This is a genomic window from Caballeronia sp. INML1, assembly GCF_023631085.1.
Lineage (GTDB): Bacteria > Pseudomonadota > Gammaproteobacteria > Burkholderiales > Burkholderiaceae > Caballeronia > Caballeronia turbans.
In genome coordinates, this window is sequence record NZ_JALQDT010000066.1 from 75330 (window position 1) to 92122 (window position 16793).

General features: G+C 61.9%; 16 protein-coding genes. 12 read left to right on the forward strand and 4 right to left on the reverse strand.

What is annotated here, in order from left to right; genetic code table 11:
• Positions 1-181: 181 nt before the first annotated feature.
• From NCR38_RS27050 to NCR38_RS27085, 8 genes are all read left to right on the forward strand, one after another.
• Entirely contained in the window at positions 182-970 is a 789-nt protein-coding gene (locus NCR38_RS27050) for a hypothetical protein (protein WP_143756276.1), read from the forward strand.
• A gap of 376 nt (positions 971-1346) precedes the next feature.
• Complete coding sequence (locus NCR38_RS27055) at positions 1347-2048, forward strand: CBS domain-containing protein (protein WP_086960724.1); 702 nt, start codon at positions 1347-1349, stop codon at positions 2046-2048.
• 119 nt (positions 2049-2167) lie between these two features.
• Entirely contained in the window at positions 2168-3133 is a 966-nt protein-coding gene (locus NCR38_RS27060; RefSeq protein WP_086960726.1) for a universal stress protein, read from the forward strand.
• 448 nt (positions 3134-3581) lie between these two features.
• Positions 3582-4754, forward strand: a complete 1173-nt coding sequence (locus NCR38_RS27065; protein WP_061116432.1) for a monovalent cation:proton antiporter-2 (CPA2) family protein — start codon at positions 3582-3584, stop codon at positions 4752-4754.
• A 304-nt stretch (positions 4755-5058) separates the two neighbouring features.
• Positions 5059-6159 (forward strand): AI-2E family transporter, encoded by a 1101-nt coding sequence (locus NCR38_RS27070; protein ID WP_061116433.1) that lies wholly within the window; start codon positions 5059-5061, stop codon positions 6157-6159.
• Between the two features lie 49 nt (positions 6160-6208).
• Complete coding sequence (locus NCR38_RS27075) at positions 6209-7756, forward strand: TolC family protein (RefSeq protein WP_061116434.1); 1548 nt, start codon at positions 6209-6211, stop codon at positions 7754-7756.
• Positions 7753-8910 (forward strand): HlyD family secretion protein, encoded by a 1158-nt coding sequence (locus tag NCR38_RS27080; RefSeq protein ID WP_061116435.1) that lies wholly within the window; start codon positions 7753-7755, stop codon positions 8908-8910. Before NCR38_RS27075 ends, NCR38_RS27080 begins: the two co-directional genes overlap by 4 nt.
• 7 nt (positions 8911-8917) lie before the next feature.
• Entirely contained in the window at positions 8918-9949 is a 1032-nt protein-coding gene (locus tag NCR38_RS27085) for a DUF2955 domain-containing protein (RefSeq protein WP_061116436.1), read from the forward strand.
• Positions 9950-10188: 239 nt separating this feature from the next.
• Here the strand turns inward: NCR38_RS27085 and NCR38_RS27090 are convergent, their stop codons facing one another.
• A complete protein-coding gene (locus NCR38_RS27090) occupies positions 10189-10446 on the reverse strand; it encodes a hypothetical protein (protein ID WP_061116437.1) in 258 nt (85 codons plus the stop codon).
• Positions 10447-11040: 594 nt separating this feature from the next.
• On the opposite strand from NCR38_RS27090, the gene NCR38_RS27095 reads away from it, so the two are divergent.
• The 3 genes from NCR38_RS27095 to NCR38_RS27105 all read left to right on the forward strand — a co-directional run bounded on the left by NCR38_RS27095 (position 11041) and on the right by NCR38_RS27105 (position 13582).
• Positions 11041-11301, forward strand: coding sequence for a hypothetical protein (locus tag NCR38_RS27095; protein WP_061116438.1), 261 nt, complete (start codon positions 11041-11043; stop codon positions 11299-11301).
• A gap of 216 nt (positions 11302-11517) precedes the next feature.
• Positions 11518-12657, forward strand: coding sequence for a DUF3300 domain-containing protein (locus NCR38_RS27100; RefSeq protein WP_250477841.1), 1140 nt, complete (start codon positions 11518-11520; stop codon positions 12655-12657).
• A gap of 10 nt (positions 12658-12667) precedes the next feature.
• A complete protein-coding gene (locus NCR38_RS27105) occupies positions 12668-13582 on the forward strand; it encodes a DUF2950 domain-containing protein (RefSeq protein WP_250477842.1) in 915 nt (304 codons plus the stop codon).
• Between the two features lie 146 nt (positions 13583-13728).
• Here the strand turns inward: NCR38_RS27105 and NCR38_RS27110 are convergent, their stop codons facing one another.
• Positions 13729-14472: a hypothetical protein gene (locus NCR38_RS27110; RefSeq protein WP_250477843.1), complete on the reverse strand. Its 744-nt coding sequence runs from the start codon at positions 14470-14472 to the stop codon at positions 13729-13731.
• A 127-nt stretch (positions 14473-14599) separates the two neighbouring features.
• Between NCR38_RS27110 and NCR38_RS27115 the strand changes: the two genes are divergently transcribed.
• A complete protein-coding gene (locus tag NCR38_RS27115; protein WP_143756278.1) occupies positions 14600-14995 on the forward strand; it encodes a hypothetical protein in 396 nt (131 codons plus the stop codon).
• Between the two features lie 60 nt (positions 14996-15055).
• Here the strand turns inward: NCR38_RS27115 and NCR38_RS27120 are convergent, their stop codons facing one another.
• The gene (locus tag NCR38_RS27120; protein WP_061116442.1) at positions 15056-15514 is read right to left on the reverse strand and encodes a PRC-barrel domain-containing protein; all 459 of its coding nucleotides are present in this window, start codon (positions 15512-15514) and stop codon (positions 15056-15058) included.
• A 249-nt stretch (positions 15515-15763) separates the two neighbouring features.
• Complete coding sequence (locus tag NCR38_RS27125; protein WP_061116443.1) at positions 15764-16690, reverse strand: LysR family transcriptional regulator; 927 nt, start codon at positions 16688-16690, stop codon at positions 15764-15766.
• Between the last annotated feature and the right edge of the window lie 103 nt (positions 16691-16793).

A 16793-nucleotide genomic window follows, 5' to 3' on the forward strand; every position in this document is an offset into this window, starting at 1 on the left:
AATACTGCCGCGGATAGTGCAATGAGGAGGCGAATCGTTTTCGAAAAGCTGGAATGCTTTGGACGGTCGCGTATCGAGTTTTTAATCGATTGCGCTCATCGCTCTGGCTGAACTATCTTGAAAGCGAAGCCCTCGCGACCGGATCGAACGCGAAGGGCGTTCATCGGGCGCGGAGGGGGACATGAATGCCTTGTTCGGTAGCCTGATCGCCTGTCTGGTTGTGGCAATGTACGCGTCTCAAGTCCATGCTGCGTTCAGATATGATGAGCTTTGGCTCGGCACTTCGACCGTGCTCGATCACTCGCCAGCGCTTTCCGCAGCAAACCGTCGACCCGTCTACGACGAGATGCTGGTTGCAAACGGCGTCGATCCCGCTTCCGATAAAGGGAAACTCATCCTCGCCTGGGTCTCGCGCATCAATGCCGATTCCATGGTCGCCGGAAACGCCCGTCGTTCGAGCAAAATCTATTTGAATCCACGCGCCCGTGCCGAACTGATGTCGGACGGCCTCGAACGACTGTCGCCGGCGCTACGGCTGCAATATGTCTCGCTCATATCGAAGTTCCTCGACACGCTGGTTCCATCCGATTGCTTCGGTTTGAACGAAATGAGCGAAGTCGTCGATCGAATCTCGCTGAGTGCGATATCTGAAGCCGATATCGACGCGTATTTTCATGTGTTGTCGGCCGCCCTTCGAGCAGCCGGGTCTGAAACACGGCCGGATGTGCCCACCGCCCAGCAATACGCGCATGCCGACGAGAGCCTGAAGCGGTCTTTGCTGAATGAGCTTGGTTATATTCCAGCGAACATCGCGCGTTACCTGGCTTATTCCCGAGACCCGAGAGCCGCGGCACCCGTCGAAGCATGCTGGGCGATGCGAGTGACAATGCACGCGATCCTTGCGCTGCCCGATCCCGAACGCGACATCGTATTGCGGAGAACGGTCCGGTCGGAGGGCGTATCGCATTGAGCAATCCAGTCAGTCGCCGATTTCTTTAATTGCTGACTACGGCGACAGGCTCGCCGAGGATTTTTTCCTCACATTCGAAACGAGCGATCGATTCGAGCTTCAAAGCGTCCGGATCCAACGAGACACGCACGCGTCCGGTTCCTTGAATTCACTTTGGAGTTCGCATACTGTGACCACAGCGGCATTCTGCTTTTTGTCTTGGGATTGCCTCGCTCCAGTTGAATTGTGACTGGGCGGGCCCCGCGGTGTAGAACTCGCCGGTAATGCGGATTCGGTTGTGTACCTCATGAAGTTGCCCTGATTCCGAAGTCAGGCGCACGGCCCACAAACGGCACACCAACCGTCGTGGCACACCGCGATGACTTCCCCGAAGGAGATGAACGTGCGAGCTTCCGACATCATGACAACCCGGATCATTACGGCCAGTCCGGACATGTCCATACGGCACGCCGCGGGGATGATGGTGTTCGCTGGCATCAGCGGGATGCCTGTGGTCGACGAGTCCGGCAGGCTACTTGGTATGGTCACGGAGGGCGATCTGATGCGGCGCGCGGAGATCGGGACCGGCGTCAAACAGCGCTCGTGGTGGCTGGAGCTTGCTGCGTCCACGACTGAACTCGCAAACCAGTATGTGAAGGAACACGCGAGGAAGGTCGAAGATGTGATGACGACCGACGTCTCGACGGTGACTGAAACATGTCCCGTCGCCGATATCGCCGAGCTGCTCGATCGTCGCCGTATCAAACGTGTGCCGGTCATGCGCGACGGAAAAGTTGTCGGCGTGGTGAGCCGGGCCAACCTGATTCGCGCGCTCGTGACCATGGCGCCCGACGTGTCCACTGCGGCGGAGAGCGGCGATAACGCGATCCGCGAAGACGTGCTCGCGGCCATGAAAGATCATCCTTGGGCGCTCGCGCGGGAAAACGTCACCGTTGAGAACGGAACCGTTCATCTCTGGGGGCCCGTGATTCCTTCGGAAGAAGGCAACGCGATCCGCGTTGCGGCCGAGAACGTCCCGGGCGTGAGAGACGTCAAAACGCACTTCGGGCTTCCGCCGTCCGTTTCGTCGTCGCGCTAGCAACAACGAACGGTTCTCGCAGCGTGCAGTGCACGGAACTGTGCAGGACAGGCGCATGAGTGCCAATGGCCTCGGACGGAGGCACGCCGCGTCTGCTGTACACGCCGGGAGAATGAGTCATGGAACCAATCAAGGATGCGCCGCCGCAACCCCGCGGCTCTCAGCATATCGTTCTCTGCCTGGATTCTTTGGAAGTGTCTCGATGCGCCGCCGGGTTCGCGCGGCGACTTGCAACCCCCGACACCAAACTGACGATTCTCTCCCTGGCGCTCGATCCGCACGAGTACGCATCGAACACGGCTCGCTCGGAGCCGGATCGCGGCATGGAGCACAGGGAACTGATGGAACGAGCGGAACGCGCGATCACCGAGGCGAGCACTGTGCTTGCAAAGTCGGTTGCTGCAGTGCGAAGTCGCGTAATCGATCTCGCGAAGGAAGGTGATAGCGTCGTACATGAACTTGCCGCAGAGGCGGGCGAGGATCGCGCGGGCCTGCTGATTCTTGGTATCCGCCAGCATCACGGATTGGTAAGGTGGTTCGACCCAGCGGTGATGGACAGGCTCAGCCGGTTCGCGACATGCGCATTGATCGTCGTGCCGGCCGTATACGAAAGTACATACGACGCCGGCGTGCAGCGCGTCCTCTTCGCGGTCGATGGCAGCGTAACGTCGCTTGTGGCAGTGGGCGTCGGAGCGAGGTTCGCAGCCGCCGACACGCAGATACGCGTGGTCTATGTCGTGGACCGCGCGATATGTCCCGGCGGATTGATGCCGGCGACCCCGCTCGAGCTGGCTTTGGTCAAGGAGGGAACCTTGGCGATCGCGGCCGCGGCCAAGGAGCTTGAATGCCTGCACAACGTAACGCCTTCACTGGTCTCGACCGCTCTGATCAGCACAGAGACCGGCACCGACGACATAGCGAGCGCCACATTGCGTGAAGCACAACGCTGCGATGCGGATCTCATCGTGATGGGAACGCACGGCAGGCGCGGCGGCGCGCGAGCCTATCTTGGCAGCGTTCCCAATCGGGTAGCCAGTCTCGTCGAGATCCCGCTGATGCTGGTTAGGGAGCGACACAACGTGTAAGCCCCCCACAAAAAACTAATGACAAACAATGCACAATCGACTATCTGAGAGATTGAGATAGTTGAACTGGTCCGGTGTTGCCTCGCGCGGCGCGCAGCACACTTCGTGATACGCAGGCAAGACAATTGGGCGCATCGAGGGCACGGCGCGCAAAGCCCGCCCGTCGCCGTCGCGACCGATATCAAGTTCATTCGGATTGTCGGTTGCGGGCGCATCATCACGGCGACCACCGGGAGCAGGCTTTTCGTTTCACTGAAGAATGTCGACGATGCCAGAGGCCCCGGCATGCGATGCTCATCGTCCGGTCCCGCAGAATAAGACGAGATCGGTCGCGCTCCAATAGGGCACGCCGCCTACGTCTCGCGCGTTCGGTGCTCCGGTGCCATCCGTTGAGCCGGTTCGGGTGCCCCATGCGCGTTCATCGCGTGCCGGTTCGGGAGGTCGACGCATGACGAAGCTGCTGATCGACGTGGTCATCTTTCTTGCGTCGGCGCTGATCACCGTGCCGCTGGCTGTTCGCTTCGGCTTTGGCGCGGTGCTCGGCTACCTGCTGGCAGGCATCATGATCGGCCCCTGGGTACTGAAGCTCGTGACCGACGTCGACGCCATCCTCCACTTTTCCGAGTTGGGCATCGTGTTGATGATGTTCGTGATCGGCCTCGAAATGAAGGTCGACGCGCTGTGGGCGATGCGCCGCACCATCTTTGGCTACGGCACGATGCAGATGACCGTCTGTGCCGCTGCTTTGCTGGGGATTTTCATGATGCTGGGACTGCCCTGGCGAGTCGCACTGACTGGCGGCCTCGCGCTGTCGCTGTCATCGACCGCAATGGTCATGTCCGAGCTTCAGGCGCGCAAGCTCATGGACATGCCGACGGGCCGCGCCGGATTCGGCATTCTGCTGTTCCAGGACATGGCCGCCATCCCGCTGATCGCGCTGCTGCCATTGCTCGGTACGACGGTGCCCGTACCCGCGGCGGAATCGGGCTGGCTCGTCGCCCTGAAGGCACTTGCCATGCTGGGCGCGATAGCGCTCGTCGGCCGCTATCTGCTGAACGTCGTGCTGCGGCTGATCACCAGCACCGGCGTCGCCGAGATCTTCACTGCGTTCGCACTGCTCTGGATCATCGGCATTGCACTGCTCATGCAAAGCGTGCATCTGTCGATGTCCCTGGGCGCCTTCGTCGCGGGCGTACTGCTCGCCGATTCCGATTACCGCCATGAAGTCGAAGTCGACATGGCGCCATTCAAGGGCTTGCTGCTCGGCCTGTTTTTCATTGCGGTGGGTATGTCGATGGATTTCAGCGTGCTGATGCGTGAGCCGGTGCGCGTTGCGGTGCTCGTCGTGGCGGTGGTCAGCGTGAAGGCGGCCGCGCAGTGGTTTCTTGCGAGCCGCTTTGAAGTGCCGGATTCGCAGCGCGGCTACTTCGCCATTTTGCTGTCACAGGGCGGCGAGTTCGCGTTCGTCGTTATGGCCGCGTCACTGGCCGCCGGTGTCATCGATCAACGCCAGGCATCGCTCGTCACGCTGGTCGTCGCGCTGTCGATGGTCTCGACGCCTCTTTTGCTGCTCGTTCACCGGCGGCTCTTCGAGGCGACTGCGCAGGCTCGAACAGAGTAGACGTCATTTCGCGATTACGGTGCCCATATGGTGATCGCGGGCACCATGCACCGATTCGTTTGTGAAGTCGTGCTGCCCGTCCTAGACTTGGACGGGTGAGCGCATTCTCGGGAGCGCATATCTTCTGGCATGCAGTCTTTGCGTGCGTATTCATCGGCACGTCCTGAACGTGAGCGGCACGACTCAGTGAGTGGCGATGCCGCCGCGCGAGCGATTGAGAAGTTGCGTCCGGTTACCAAGTTGATCCCTGGCAAGCATGGTTTGCCCACGGAAATGCTCGCGGCAAACTGCGAGGAGGCACGAGATGCTATCGCCGATTCCCGAGCGCACGCTCTCCAGAGAGCTGCTCGACGTCCTGATTCGCGCCGGACTCGTTGCCGTTCTGGCCGTCTTCTGTTTCCGGGTTTTCGTCCCGTTCCTCGACCTGATGGTCTGGGCGCTGATCCTTGCGGTCACGCTCTATCCGCTTCAGCTCAGACTCCGCAACGTACTTTCAGGCAAGGATGGCCTCACCGCCTCGCTGATCGTCCTCGTCGCCTTCGTCGTCATCCTCGTGCCGACGTATTTGCTGGGCGTGGCGGTGGCCAATTCGATCGAGCGTGCGATGGCCGTCATCAGGAGCGGTAACTTCCAGATTCCGCCTCCTGCAGAATCGGTGGCCGCGTGGCCTCTGGTGGGGCAGCGAATATACGGCTTCTGGGCGCAGGCATCCACGGATATCTCAGGTCTCGCGCAGAAGTTCGCGCCCCAGCTCAAGGAGGCCGGTCTTGCCATGCTCGGCACAATCACCGGTCTGGGAGCCGGGCTGCTCGTCTTTTTCCTTGCCCTGATCGTCGCGGGTATTTTCATGGCTCACGGCGAGAAGGGCTATCGTAGCGCCGTGCAGATCGCTTCGCGCATCTCCGGGCCCGAAAACGGCCAGCAGATCGCCGATCTGTGCACGGCTACCATCCGGGCCGTGGCGCAGGGTGTGGTCGGGATCGCGTTCATCCAGATGCTGTTGATCGGCATCGGTTTCATCGTCATGGGCATTCCTGGCGCGGGCCTGCTTGCCCTCGCCGTGCTACTGATCGGCATCATGCAGTTGCCCGCCACATTGATCACCGTTCCGGTCATCATCTTCGTGATTGTCACCGAGGGAGTGAGCACGGCGACGATCATCTTCTCGGTCTATATTTTCGTCGCGGGACTGGCCGATAACGTGCTCAAGCCGCTCTTGCTGGGGCGAGGCGTCGCCGTACCGATGCCCGTCGTGTTGATCGGCGCGCTCGGCGGGATGGTGACGGGCGGGGTGATCGGCCTCTTCATCGGTCCCGTGATGCTCGCAGTCGCCTACAAGTTGTTCTGGCGGTGGGTGAGAGACCAGCCGGCCCCCGAAACCGCGCAACAACGGGAGCCTCAGTGAAGGGCGCCGCGGAGACGGCGCCATGTCCCCATCAATGCACGCGAGCGGGATGAGACGGCTGCGGCGGGCCGCCCGCGTCAGCGTGAGCCTCGCGTGGTTCCTGAGCGGCTGCATGCGCGTGGGGCCGGACTTTCATCCGCAGCACGAGAGGTGGAGCGAGCACTGGAGCAGCGCGTCGCTCGAGCAGGTCACGCAGCAGGCGCCGCAGCCCGACGTTCGGCAGTGGTGGGCGGTTTTCAGCGATGAGAACCTCGAACGCTTGATGGCACAAGCCGATGCGGGAAATGGTGATCTGCAGATCGCCGGTTTGCGCGTGATCGAGGCTCGCGCGCAACTCGGCATCGCGCTCGCGGGGCGCTACCCGCAGGTGCAACAGGCCAGCGGCGAGGTGCTCGTGTCGGCACGCAAGCGCTCGGACGGATTCGAGCCCCGCTCGGGCGTCTATCTGCAATATGGCGCGGGCTTCGTCGTCGGATGGGAACTCGACTTCTGGGGGCGTTTCGCGCGCGCGATCGAGTCGGCGGACGCCGGGTTCTTCGCCGCGCAGGCGAACCGCGATGCCGCGCTGGTCCTGTTGCACGCGCAGGTGGCCGACACTTATTTCACGCTGCGCACTGCCGAGGCGCGCCTGCGCATCGCCCGCGAGAACGCCCGGTTGCAGAAGCGCAGCTACGACATCGCGCAAAAGCTCTTCAAGGCCGGCGAGACGGACGAACTCGATCTCCAGCAGGCGAGGACTCAGTACCTGGGCACGCTGAGCAGCATTCCGGATCTGGAGAGCCAGATCGTGCTCGCCAGGCACGCGCTGTCCCTGCTGATGGGGCGACCGCCCGGCCCGTTGCCGGAACTCGATGTGTCGTCCGGCAAGGAAGGCGTGATTCCGCTCGTGGACCATGCCGTCCTTCAGGACGTGCCCGCCGATCTGCTGCTGCGCCGCCCCGACGTGCGCGCCGCCGAATATCAGATGGCCGCGCAGTCGGCACTCATCGGCGTGGCTGAGGCGGACTTTTATCCGTCGGTGTCCCTGCTCGGCACGCTCGGCTTCAGCGCGAGCTCGCTCGCCGGCTCACCGAGCACGCTTGCCGTGGCGACCGGCCCGAGCGTCGTCTGGAACGTCTTCGATCACGGCAGGATCACGAACAACGTGCGTGTTCAGGACGCGCGGCTGCAGCAGTTGACCGTCGCCTACCAGAACACCGTGCGCGAGGCGGCGCGCGAGGCGGATGATGCCGCCACGGCCATGAACGCCGCGTTGCGGCGCGACGCCATCCTGAACGAGGCACAGTTGGCTGCGCGGCGCTCGCTGACGCTCGCGAGCACGATTTATCGGGAAGGATATTCGGACTTCCAGCGGGTACTCGATGCACAGCGCGCGCTGTTCGCCCAGCAGGACGCGTATGTCGTCAACCGGCGCAATGCGGTCGGCAGTCTGATCGCGCTCTACAAGGCGCTGGGCGGTGGCTGGACCACGCGCCAGCCGCTCATCGACCCCGCGACACGCCAGCAAATGCAGCAACGCACAAACTGGGGCGACCTGCTAAACGAGGTGAGCGTGCCCCCGGCGGCGAACGCGCCGTCCGAAGGAGCGTTCCGATGAGCGAGAAGTCCGAGCCGTCCGATACCGCATCGGCGCGGACGCCGTCGGCGCCACCGTCACCCGCTCCGCCGCCGCCACCGGCCGACGATCCGTCGGGCAGGACGGTGAAGTGGGTCGTCGCTTTGATCGTCGTGAGCCTGATCTGGTATCTGCTTGCCGACCGCATCACGCCCTATACGCAGCAGGCGCGCGTGCAGGCCTATGTGGTGCCCGTGGCCGCGGAAGTATCGGGTCGGGTGACGCGCGTGCTGGTGCGTGACAATCAAGAGGTCAACGCGGGCGACGTGCTCTTCGAGATCGAAGGCGAGCAATATCGCATCGCCGCCGACCGTGCGCGGGCCGATCTCGAAACCATGCGCCGCCAGATCGGCGCGAGCACGGCTGCCATCGATTCGGCGCGTGCGTCATTGCGTGCGGCCATCGCAAACGAGGTCAAGGCGCGGCAGGACAGCGAGCGGCTCGAAAGGCTGTATCGCGAGGACGAGGGCACGATCTCGCTGCGGCGTCTCGAAGTGGCGCGAGCGACGTACGAGCAAGCGCAAAGTCAGGTTGTCGCGGCGCGTGCGGAAGTCGAGCGTGCGCGCGAACAGCAGGGCGGAATCGAGGCGGAGAACGCGCAGTTGCGCAGCGCCGCCGCAGCGCTCGAGAGGGCCGAACTCGATCTCGCCAACACGCGCATCAGGGCGCGCACCGGCGGCGTCATTACCGATCTCGGCACCGAAGTCGGCCAGTTCGCCTCGGCAGGCAAGGCGGTGATGACGCTCATTGCAATCCGCGACGTGTGGATCAGCGCGGACATGACCGAAAACAATCTCGGCCGCCTCAGGCCCGGCACACCGGTGTCTATCGTGCTGGATGCGCTCCCGGGCAAAGTTTTCAAAGGGCGGATTCGCAGCATCGGGTTCGGTGTGAGCGTGGGGCAGAGCACGCCACCCGGCAGTCTGCCTAGTGTGCAGACAAGCCGCGATTGGCTGCGACCGGCTCAGCGCTTCCCCGTGATCGTCGAGTTCGATAAGGACGAGCGCGCGCGCCTGAGCAACATGCGTGTGGGCGGGCAGGCCGAGGTGATGGCGTTTCCGAGCGAAGGCAATCCGCTCAATCCGCTCGGTCGCATTTTCCTGCGTGCGATGAGCTGGCTGGCCTACGTCTATTGATGACGCCATGGAAAACAGGCTCCCGCTTCGAGATGGTCGTACGCTGCGCATGGCGACGGGGACGGCGTTGTGCCTCGCGATCAGTTTCGCGCTGGATTTCCCGGTTCCCGTGATCGCGCCGGTGTTCGCGGTCTTTCTGCTCGCGACACAGAACCGGCCGCTTTCGTTCAAGGCAGCCGCGATGTTGGCGCTGATCGTGATGCTGACCACCGGCAGCGGCCTGCTGCTCGTTCCGCTGCTTCGACATTACGCGCTTGCCGGCGTGATGCTCGTCGGCCTGTTGCTATTCCTTGCGTTCCTCTACGGGGTACGTGGGGGCAACAATCTGGTCGCGACCTTTCTGGTGGCGGGGCTCACGATGATCTCCGCGGCCGGCACGGCCGACTTCCAGGTGGGCGTAACGGTGGTCGGCGCGCTGGTGAAGGGGTTGCTGCTCGCCTTGCTGGTGTCCGCGCTCATGCACGGCCTGTTTCCCGAGCCAGCGAGCGCGCAGCCACCGCCTGCGGCGAGGGCCGTGTCCTCCGGTCAGGCGAGACGCATTGCGCTGCGCGCCGCGCTCGTGGTCATGCCAGCGTACCTTCTCGCATTGACCGATCCGACAAGCTATATGCCGATCATCATGAAGTCAGTCAGCCTCGGCAGACAGAGCTGCACGACGACCGCGCGTGGGGCGGCGCGCGATCTCATCGGCTCGACACTGCTCGGTGGACTGCTCGCGATCATATTTTGGTTCGCGCTGAAACTCTCCGTGCACCTTTGGATGTTCTTCCTATGGATGCTGCTGTTCGGTTTGATGGTCGGGCGCAGGCTCTATGGCATAAGGATGACGCGCTACTCGCCGGGCGTCTGGGTGAACGGCCTCGTCACGATGATCATCCTGCTCGGCCAGTCAGTGCAGGACAGCATCGCGGGCAAAGACGTCTATGCCGCGTTCGCGGTGCGCATGGGGCTTTTTCTCGCGGTTTCCTTTTATGCGTGCTTGATGCTGCTGGTTTTCGATCGGCCGCGCAGCCTTCGTTGGCAATCCGACGCAAACTAGCGCTTCCGATGCGGGCCCACGCAAAGAGAATGCTCGCATCGGCCCCATGGACGCATGCCCGGACGTCAGCGGCTTGCGCATGAGCGGCTTGTCGACGGGAAAAGTCATGCCCGCTGAGAAATGGTTGCACGCGTGCCGCCATGCACGAGCGCATCATCGCTCAGGCAGCATGTTTCGGACGGCGTTGCGCCGCGCGTGAAATGCAGGCCAGTTGTCGTCAGTGGGCGCGTCTCGCGTAGTCAGTATTTGATGTCTCTTGCAGCTTGACGCCCGTGCTGCTTTGTCTGCCGCTTGTCGTGTCGGCAATGCGCGTTTGCTTGCTGATTGGCGGCGCGGCAGTCCTGCTTGGTGTGCCGGGCGTTCTGGCGCGTATCCTGACGGACGTCGCGGCCGGCGCGACGTTGTTGCGCCTGCTCCGTTGCAAAAGACACGTCCGGCCAGGAGCAGACGAGCATGCCAGTGAGCAACGCGATCAGCCTGAGTTTGCGAGCGAGCATGATGTGAGTTCCGGACGACGAGTCGAGACATCTTGGATGTGGTGTGTGCATCAAGATAGCGGCATCCTCGACCGTTGTGAATCGACTTTTGCAACGACGACGCTTGGCGATCGGTGGCACGACAATTCGATCGGTTAAAAAAAAATCGAAATGCCGCCGGGCAGGCGGGGTTATCGCGCAATATAACTTCGGAAGCCGGACCGGATTCCAGTGGGGAGCGGCTTTCGCGCTTTGTCCAGGACGAAGGAAGGTCGACGACCCGGTCGTGTCGCAAGTTCACGACGTCTCCACCACGCTGGAAGGCAACGGTACGTCGGCTACGAGTACAGTCACGTCGGCGACGTGCCCTCTACACGGTGCGTGCACCTCTGTGAATACGAGCGCATGGTTTAATGCGCGACATTTTCCTTCTTGTTGTTTCGGGCACGCGCGACGGCTTTCTTGAATTCACGAACGCGTTCGCATACTGTGAGCAGAGCAGAGTGCGGTTTTTATCGCGTTGTCGTTCCTGGAAATGTTTGCGCGGAGAGGAACGGCCGGCACACCTCGGATCTCCGTGAAGAAGTTGGTGGCAGTCAACGAGAGGAGGCAGTCATGAATCGTCTCAACGGAGCTGTAGTGCTGATGTCGATCGCGCTCGCAACGAATGCGTGGGCACAAACCGATCAGGGCGCGGCTCAACCTGCGAATAACGACGAAATCGTCAAGATGCGAATGGAAATCTCCGCAGCCAACAAAAAATATAATCAGAAAGTCGCAGCGGCCAAGAAAGTCTTCGAGCACAAGAAGGCGGAAGCCGCCAAAGAGCGCGACGCGGCGATCGCAGCAGCACATGGCGGTGCGAGCGCGCAATGACCGCTTGCGTCGAACGAGATTTGCAATCTGATGTTCTTCGGAACTGAGACACGCGCGGTATAGCCAATGTCGGTGGTGCTGGACATGCGTGAGTGCTTTAGCGTGATCGTGATCGCATCCGCGCTGTGCGCAGGCGGGTGCGCAGTCCCTCAGACGCCGCCGGAAAGCGGTGCGCAAACGGTCGCTCCGACACCTGTCGCAAGCGGTACGCAAACCATGGCTCAGGCGTCGGAGGCAGGACCTGCGCCACCGGTAGCGATGGATTCGGGTTCGCTGGACAAGCTCGTCGGTCCGATCGCACTCTATCCCGATGACCTCGTCGCGATCATTCTTCCGGCATCGACTTATCCGGTGGAAGTAGTGCAGGCAGACCGGTTCCTTGATCGCAGAAAAACCGAGAAGGACTTGCCGGTCAACGAAGCATGGCAGGACCCGATCAAGGCGCTGCTGAATTACCCCGAAGTGCTGAAGAAAATGAGCAACGACCTCGACTGGACCGTGGCGCTCGGCGAAGCGGTGGTCGCGGATCAAAGCGCCGTGCTGCAGGCCGTGCAGCGTTTCCGACGTCAGACCCAGTCAGTGGGAAATCTCAAGACGGATGACAAGCAGACGGTGGTGGTCGAGAAGGAAGTCATCAAGATTGTTCCGTCGAATCCCGAAGTCATCTACGTGCCTCAGTACAACCCGTCGACGGTTGTCATCAGCAGCCCGACGCCGGTATATAGCTACTGGCCGGCGCCTTATCCGGTCTACTACTATCCCTACGCGCCGGGGGCGGCGTTCGCGACCGGCCTTATCTGGGGCGCGGCGATCACTGCGGCGTGGCACGGCGGGCATTACGAAGCGAACTACAGCGGCGGCAACAACACGATCAACATCAACCGCGAAGGCAATGTCAACCGGGCCGAGGTCAAGAACGAGCTGAGCAATCGCGCTGCGAACCGCTCGGCGAACGGAAGCTCTGCGTCTCAGGGCTCGACCCAATGGCGCTCGGAAAAGAAGCCCGGACAGGTGTCGGGTGCCAGCACACGCGCATCGGCCCAGCGCGTGGGCGACGCTCCGACTCGCGCCAGCGGCGGCAACTTCGGCGCGGCGGGCGGCGAACGCGCTGGCGCGCACGCCCCGACGGCCGCGCAGTCGCCACGCGCACAGAGCGCCGGCAACCTTCAGGGACGGGGTGGCGACGCGTTCAGCGGCTACGGGTCCGCCCAGGGCGCCAGAGCGGACAGCACGCGCGGCGCAGCGAGCCGGCAGTCGATGTCGGGCGGGCCGGGTGGGCGCAATTTTCAGGGTGGCGGCTTTTCGGGCGGTGCGCGCGGTGGATTCGGCGGGGGCGGCCGCGTCGGCCGCCGATAGGAGACGTTTCGTGAATATCTTGTCCCGCCGGTTCGTCGCATGCTCAGTTGTCGCAATGCTCACCGTTCCTCTGGGTGCTCTCGCCGCCGGGTCGCAGCAGACCTTCAAAACGCCGGACGAAGCGGTCAGTGCACTGGAACAGGCGCTCAAGTCGAACGACGACGCCGCACTCATCGCCATCTTCGGCGATGCGCACAAGGAACTCGTCGTGACGCCGGATGAAGCCGAGAACCGCGAGCTGCGCGCCAACGCGCTCGCTGAGTTCAATGCGTATCACATGCTGGAGGAAACGGCGCCGGACCGCCGCATCCTGCGTATCGGTGATGAAGCGTGGCCCATGCCGATTCCACTCGTTCGCACGCAGGGCGCGTGGCGCTTCGCAACCGAAGAGGGCGAGCAGGAAGTGCTGGATCGGCGCATCGGCGCGAACGAGCGCGAGGCCATCAAGGTGATGCGCGCGTATGTCGATGCGCAACGCGAGTACGCGACGCGCGACCGCGTGGGCGACGGCGTGCTGCAATACGCGCGCAAGCTCGGCAGCACGCCAGGCAAGCGTGACGGGCTGTATTGGCCGGCGGATGAATCGAAGGGTGAAGAGCCGAGTCCGTTCGGGCCGCTGATCGCAGCAAGCGCGAACTATCTCAAGGATCGAAACCCAGGCGATGCATATCACGGATATTACTTCCGCATTCTCACGCGACAGGGAAAGCACGCGCCGGGCGGCCCTTTCAACTACATCATCAACGGGCGCATGCTGGCCGGCTTCGCGATGGCCGCGTACCCCGCGCAGTATGGCGCAAGCGGCGTGATGACTTTCGTCGTCAACAACAACGGCGTCGTGTATCAAAAGAATCGCGGCCCATCGGCACAGCCGCTAACCGAGTTCGATCCCGATGCGTCCTGGACCCGCGTCGAGGAGCCTTGATGGACGAGCTAGCGCACCCTGCTTCGAAGGCCGCTCATCGAAAACAAAAAAGTGTCGCGATGAATGCCAAAAGCGTCAGTGCGGACTGCGCCAGGACGAGTGACGATTAAAGGCGATCGGCCAGCGGCACGATCGCCCATCATTTTCTATTGCTTCTTTGCGGCGTCGACTTTGGCTTCCGCCGCCTTTTTGTTAGCGTCGTTTTGCGCTTCGACCTTTTTCTCGTCGGCCTTCGCTTGTGCTACGTTCGCATCGTTTGCGGCGTCGTGCTTCTTTCTGTCAGCTTTGCTCTGGGCCTGCTGCATTTTTTTATTGGCCTTGGCTTGCGCGTTCGCCGCATCATGTCGAGCGCCGGACGCCTCGGCGGGCGTGGTCGCCTTGGCGCCTTTGGCGGCCTTCTTGTCGGCGTCGGCCTGAGCAGACGCTTTGTCTTCATTAGCTGAGGCCTGCGCCTTCTCGGCATCGGTCTGTGCCTCCGCCTTCTTCTTGTTCGCGGTGGCCTGCGCTTCCATCTTCTCACTGTTTGCCTTCAGCTGAGCTTTTTGCGCATCGTTAGCGTCTGCCGCCGCCGCCGTTTGTTCGAAAACAGTAGTGGCTAGCAATGCGGATGCGATGACAGCTATTAACTTTTTCATGATTGCAATCTCCTGTACGTCTATTTTTAAAGGCAAACTTGCGGCACTCTCGAAGCCGCGATTCCCGGCTGAGCCATAGCAAATTGGCGACTTCCAGCTCGAATCCGATATCGCGACGACTAAAGGAAATCGAAATCCGTCGCCGCCCTTTATTGCGCAAAAAATGTTCCGCTCGCCTTCGTTATTGTTGCGTGCTCTTGCGGCCCGACGATAGTGAATCTCATCTTGCCGAAATGAGAACCGTTGAGCGTCCATTGCAGCTCCGCCAAATCTCGCGGCAAGGCTCGTGCTAACCAACATTGGAGGAACTGCCGTGCAAATCAAATAGTCATTCGCAGGCGACGTTTAAACCTGTCCGCCCAGCGATGTGGAAGGAGGAAAAGTGGCCAGAACTTTAATAGCGAAGTTCTCGAGCGCGGGAGCGGCAGAACATGCGTCAGAGAAACTGATGCTGGGCTATGGAAGCGAAGTGCATGAACTGGATTCAATCAGGCTAGCGCGTTACATTGCGAGCACTGAGTACTGCACGGAACGCGACACTGGCTGCATGGAAGACCACGCAACCTTTGCCGCTCATGGCGAAGATCTAGGACTGTATCCTTCTCTTGCGCCGCATTACGAGTCATTCGGTGCGGCTGCGCTCAAGCACGAAGCGTCGTCGGTTTCGCGCTTGCTCTTTACACTAATCGTGATCGTCGAGGACGCCGCCGGGACGGCCCGCATTAAGGAAGCACTTGCTGATGCTCTTGTCGTCGAGTCTTCTGCTGAAAAAATCTGACGAGCGGTGCAGTTCGACCCGGCGACGCCTAAGGCGCCGCCGATCCTGGAAGGTTATCGTTTAGAACGCCGGCGGAACGTCGCGATATGTTGCATCGTCGCGCTCCAGGCGCTGCCAATATGGCGGCCGGCCATAGTAGCGATGGATCGAATCCGCCCACGAACGGTCCGCCATCGAGGGCCAACCGTCCTTGTCGAATCCCGGCGCATTCCTCACCTGTTCAGTAGTCGCCGCTATCCGGAAGCATTTGTTGTCGGTGTCGAGCGTCAAAGCGCTCCACGGAACCGCCAGCAGCTTATCTCCGATACCGAGGAAGCCGCCGCTCGAGAGAACCGCGTAGGCGACGCGACCAGAAGCGACGTCGAGCATGATCTCTTTGATCTTGCCCACATCGTCCCCATCGGAACTCAGCACGTTATTTCCATCCAGCGTGCTCGCGGCCATGACGTCCGGGCCCGGACCATCTGCCGTTGCCGCGCCTTTGCCAACGATGTTCATATGGTTTGTATCGACTGACATGATGTGTCTCCCACAAAGAAGCCGAATCGCTCTCGGCTTGTCTGGGCTCGCGCAAAGAACGTTCCGGCGCGCGATGCAGTCTGATCGTCGTTCATTGAGTTCATAAAGGCCTGCAGATAAGCTTTTTTCCGCCCCAGGGCGCGTTCGCTGTCGGGATGGAACGCACAGTCGAGAAGCGAGCTCCTGGCGATGTTCCCGAACGGTCGTGTGCAACGCCTGGGGGAACGTCTGGGGGAACGTCGCCGCGCCTCACTCGTCGATATCGGCGTCGCTGAATCCGGTGGGGTCTTCCTTCGCGGCTTCGGTGAACATCGACGTGAACTGGTCGAGTGTGGCGAGCGTGTCGCGCCCGGTTCGCGTGATGCGATAAAACGAAAGCGGAACTTCGGGCCGCAACGCGTCGACACGCACCCTGTAGCGGTAGCAGATATGTTCGCAGAAGGAAGGCATGACCGCGGTGCCGAGCCCTTCCTGCGCCATCGCGATGGCTGTCTGCAAGTGACCCACGACGATGCGGCGGCTCACGGTCACTTCCTCTTTCGATAGTGTCGCCTCGATGAGCCGTTGCAGCGGATTGTCCTTCGGCAGCGTGATGAGCGGCTGATTCTCGAGCGCGGTCCAGCGCATGCCGGAGCCGCGCAGCGGCGCGCCTGCCTGCGCGGGCGATACGGCGACGAGCCGCGTCGGGAAGATCGGCGTGCGGTCGATGCCGGAAAGCTGTGAGAAGAACACGCCGAACGCGGCGTCGAGATGGCCTTCCTCGACCATCTGCACGAGTTCGGTCGGATTGCGGTCGACGAGTTCGATCTGCGCGTTCGGATAGACATTCGAAAAGCGCGCGAGCACCGAGGGCATGAGGCTCGCTGCGATCATCGGCGTGCAGCCGAGCAGCAGCGACGATTGTTTCTGACGCCCCAGCTCGTTGAGTTCGATGACCGATTTCTCGAGCGACTCGACGATCGCCATCGCGGTGGGATAGAACAGGCGGCCGGCTTCGGTCAGCGAGACCGTGCGCGTGGTGCGTTCGAGCAGACGGCAATCGAGCTGCGTTTCGAGTTCACGAATGATCGCGGAAAGCGCCGCCTGGCTGAGATGCATGCTCTGCGCGGTCTTCGTGAAGCTCGACGCATTCGCGACGCCAAGAAAAACCTTGAGTTGCTTGAGGGATAGATTCATCGACGACGGCCGTTTGTTTTTCGGGCGTGGAGCATGCCCGATTCTATCCCGTCCGCAGCAGCGGCTGCCGCACCGCGGGACTTTCCGGTGCGACAGCCCGTGC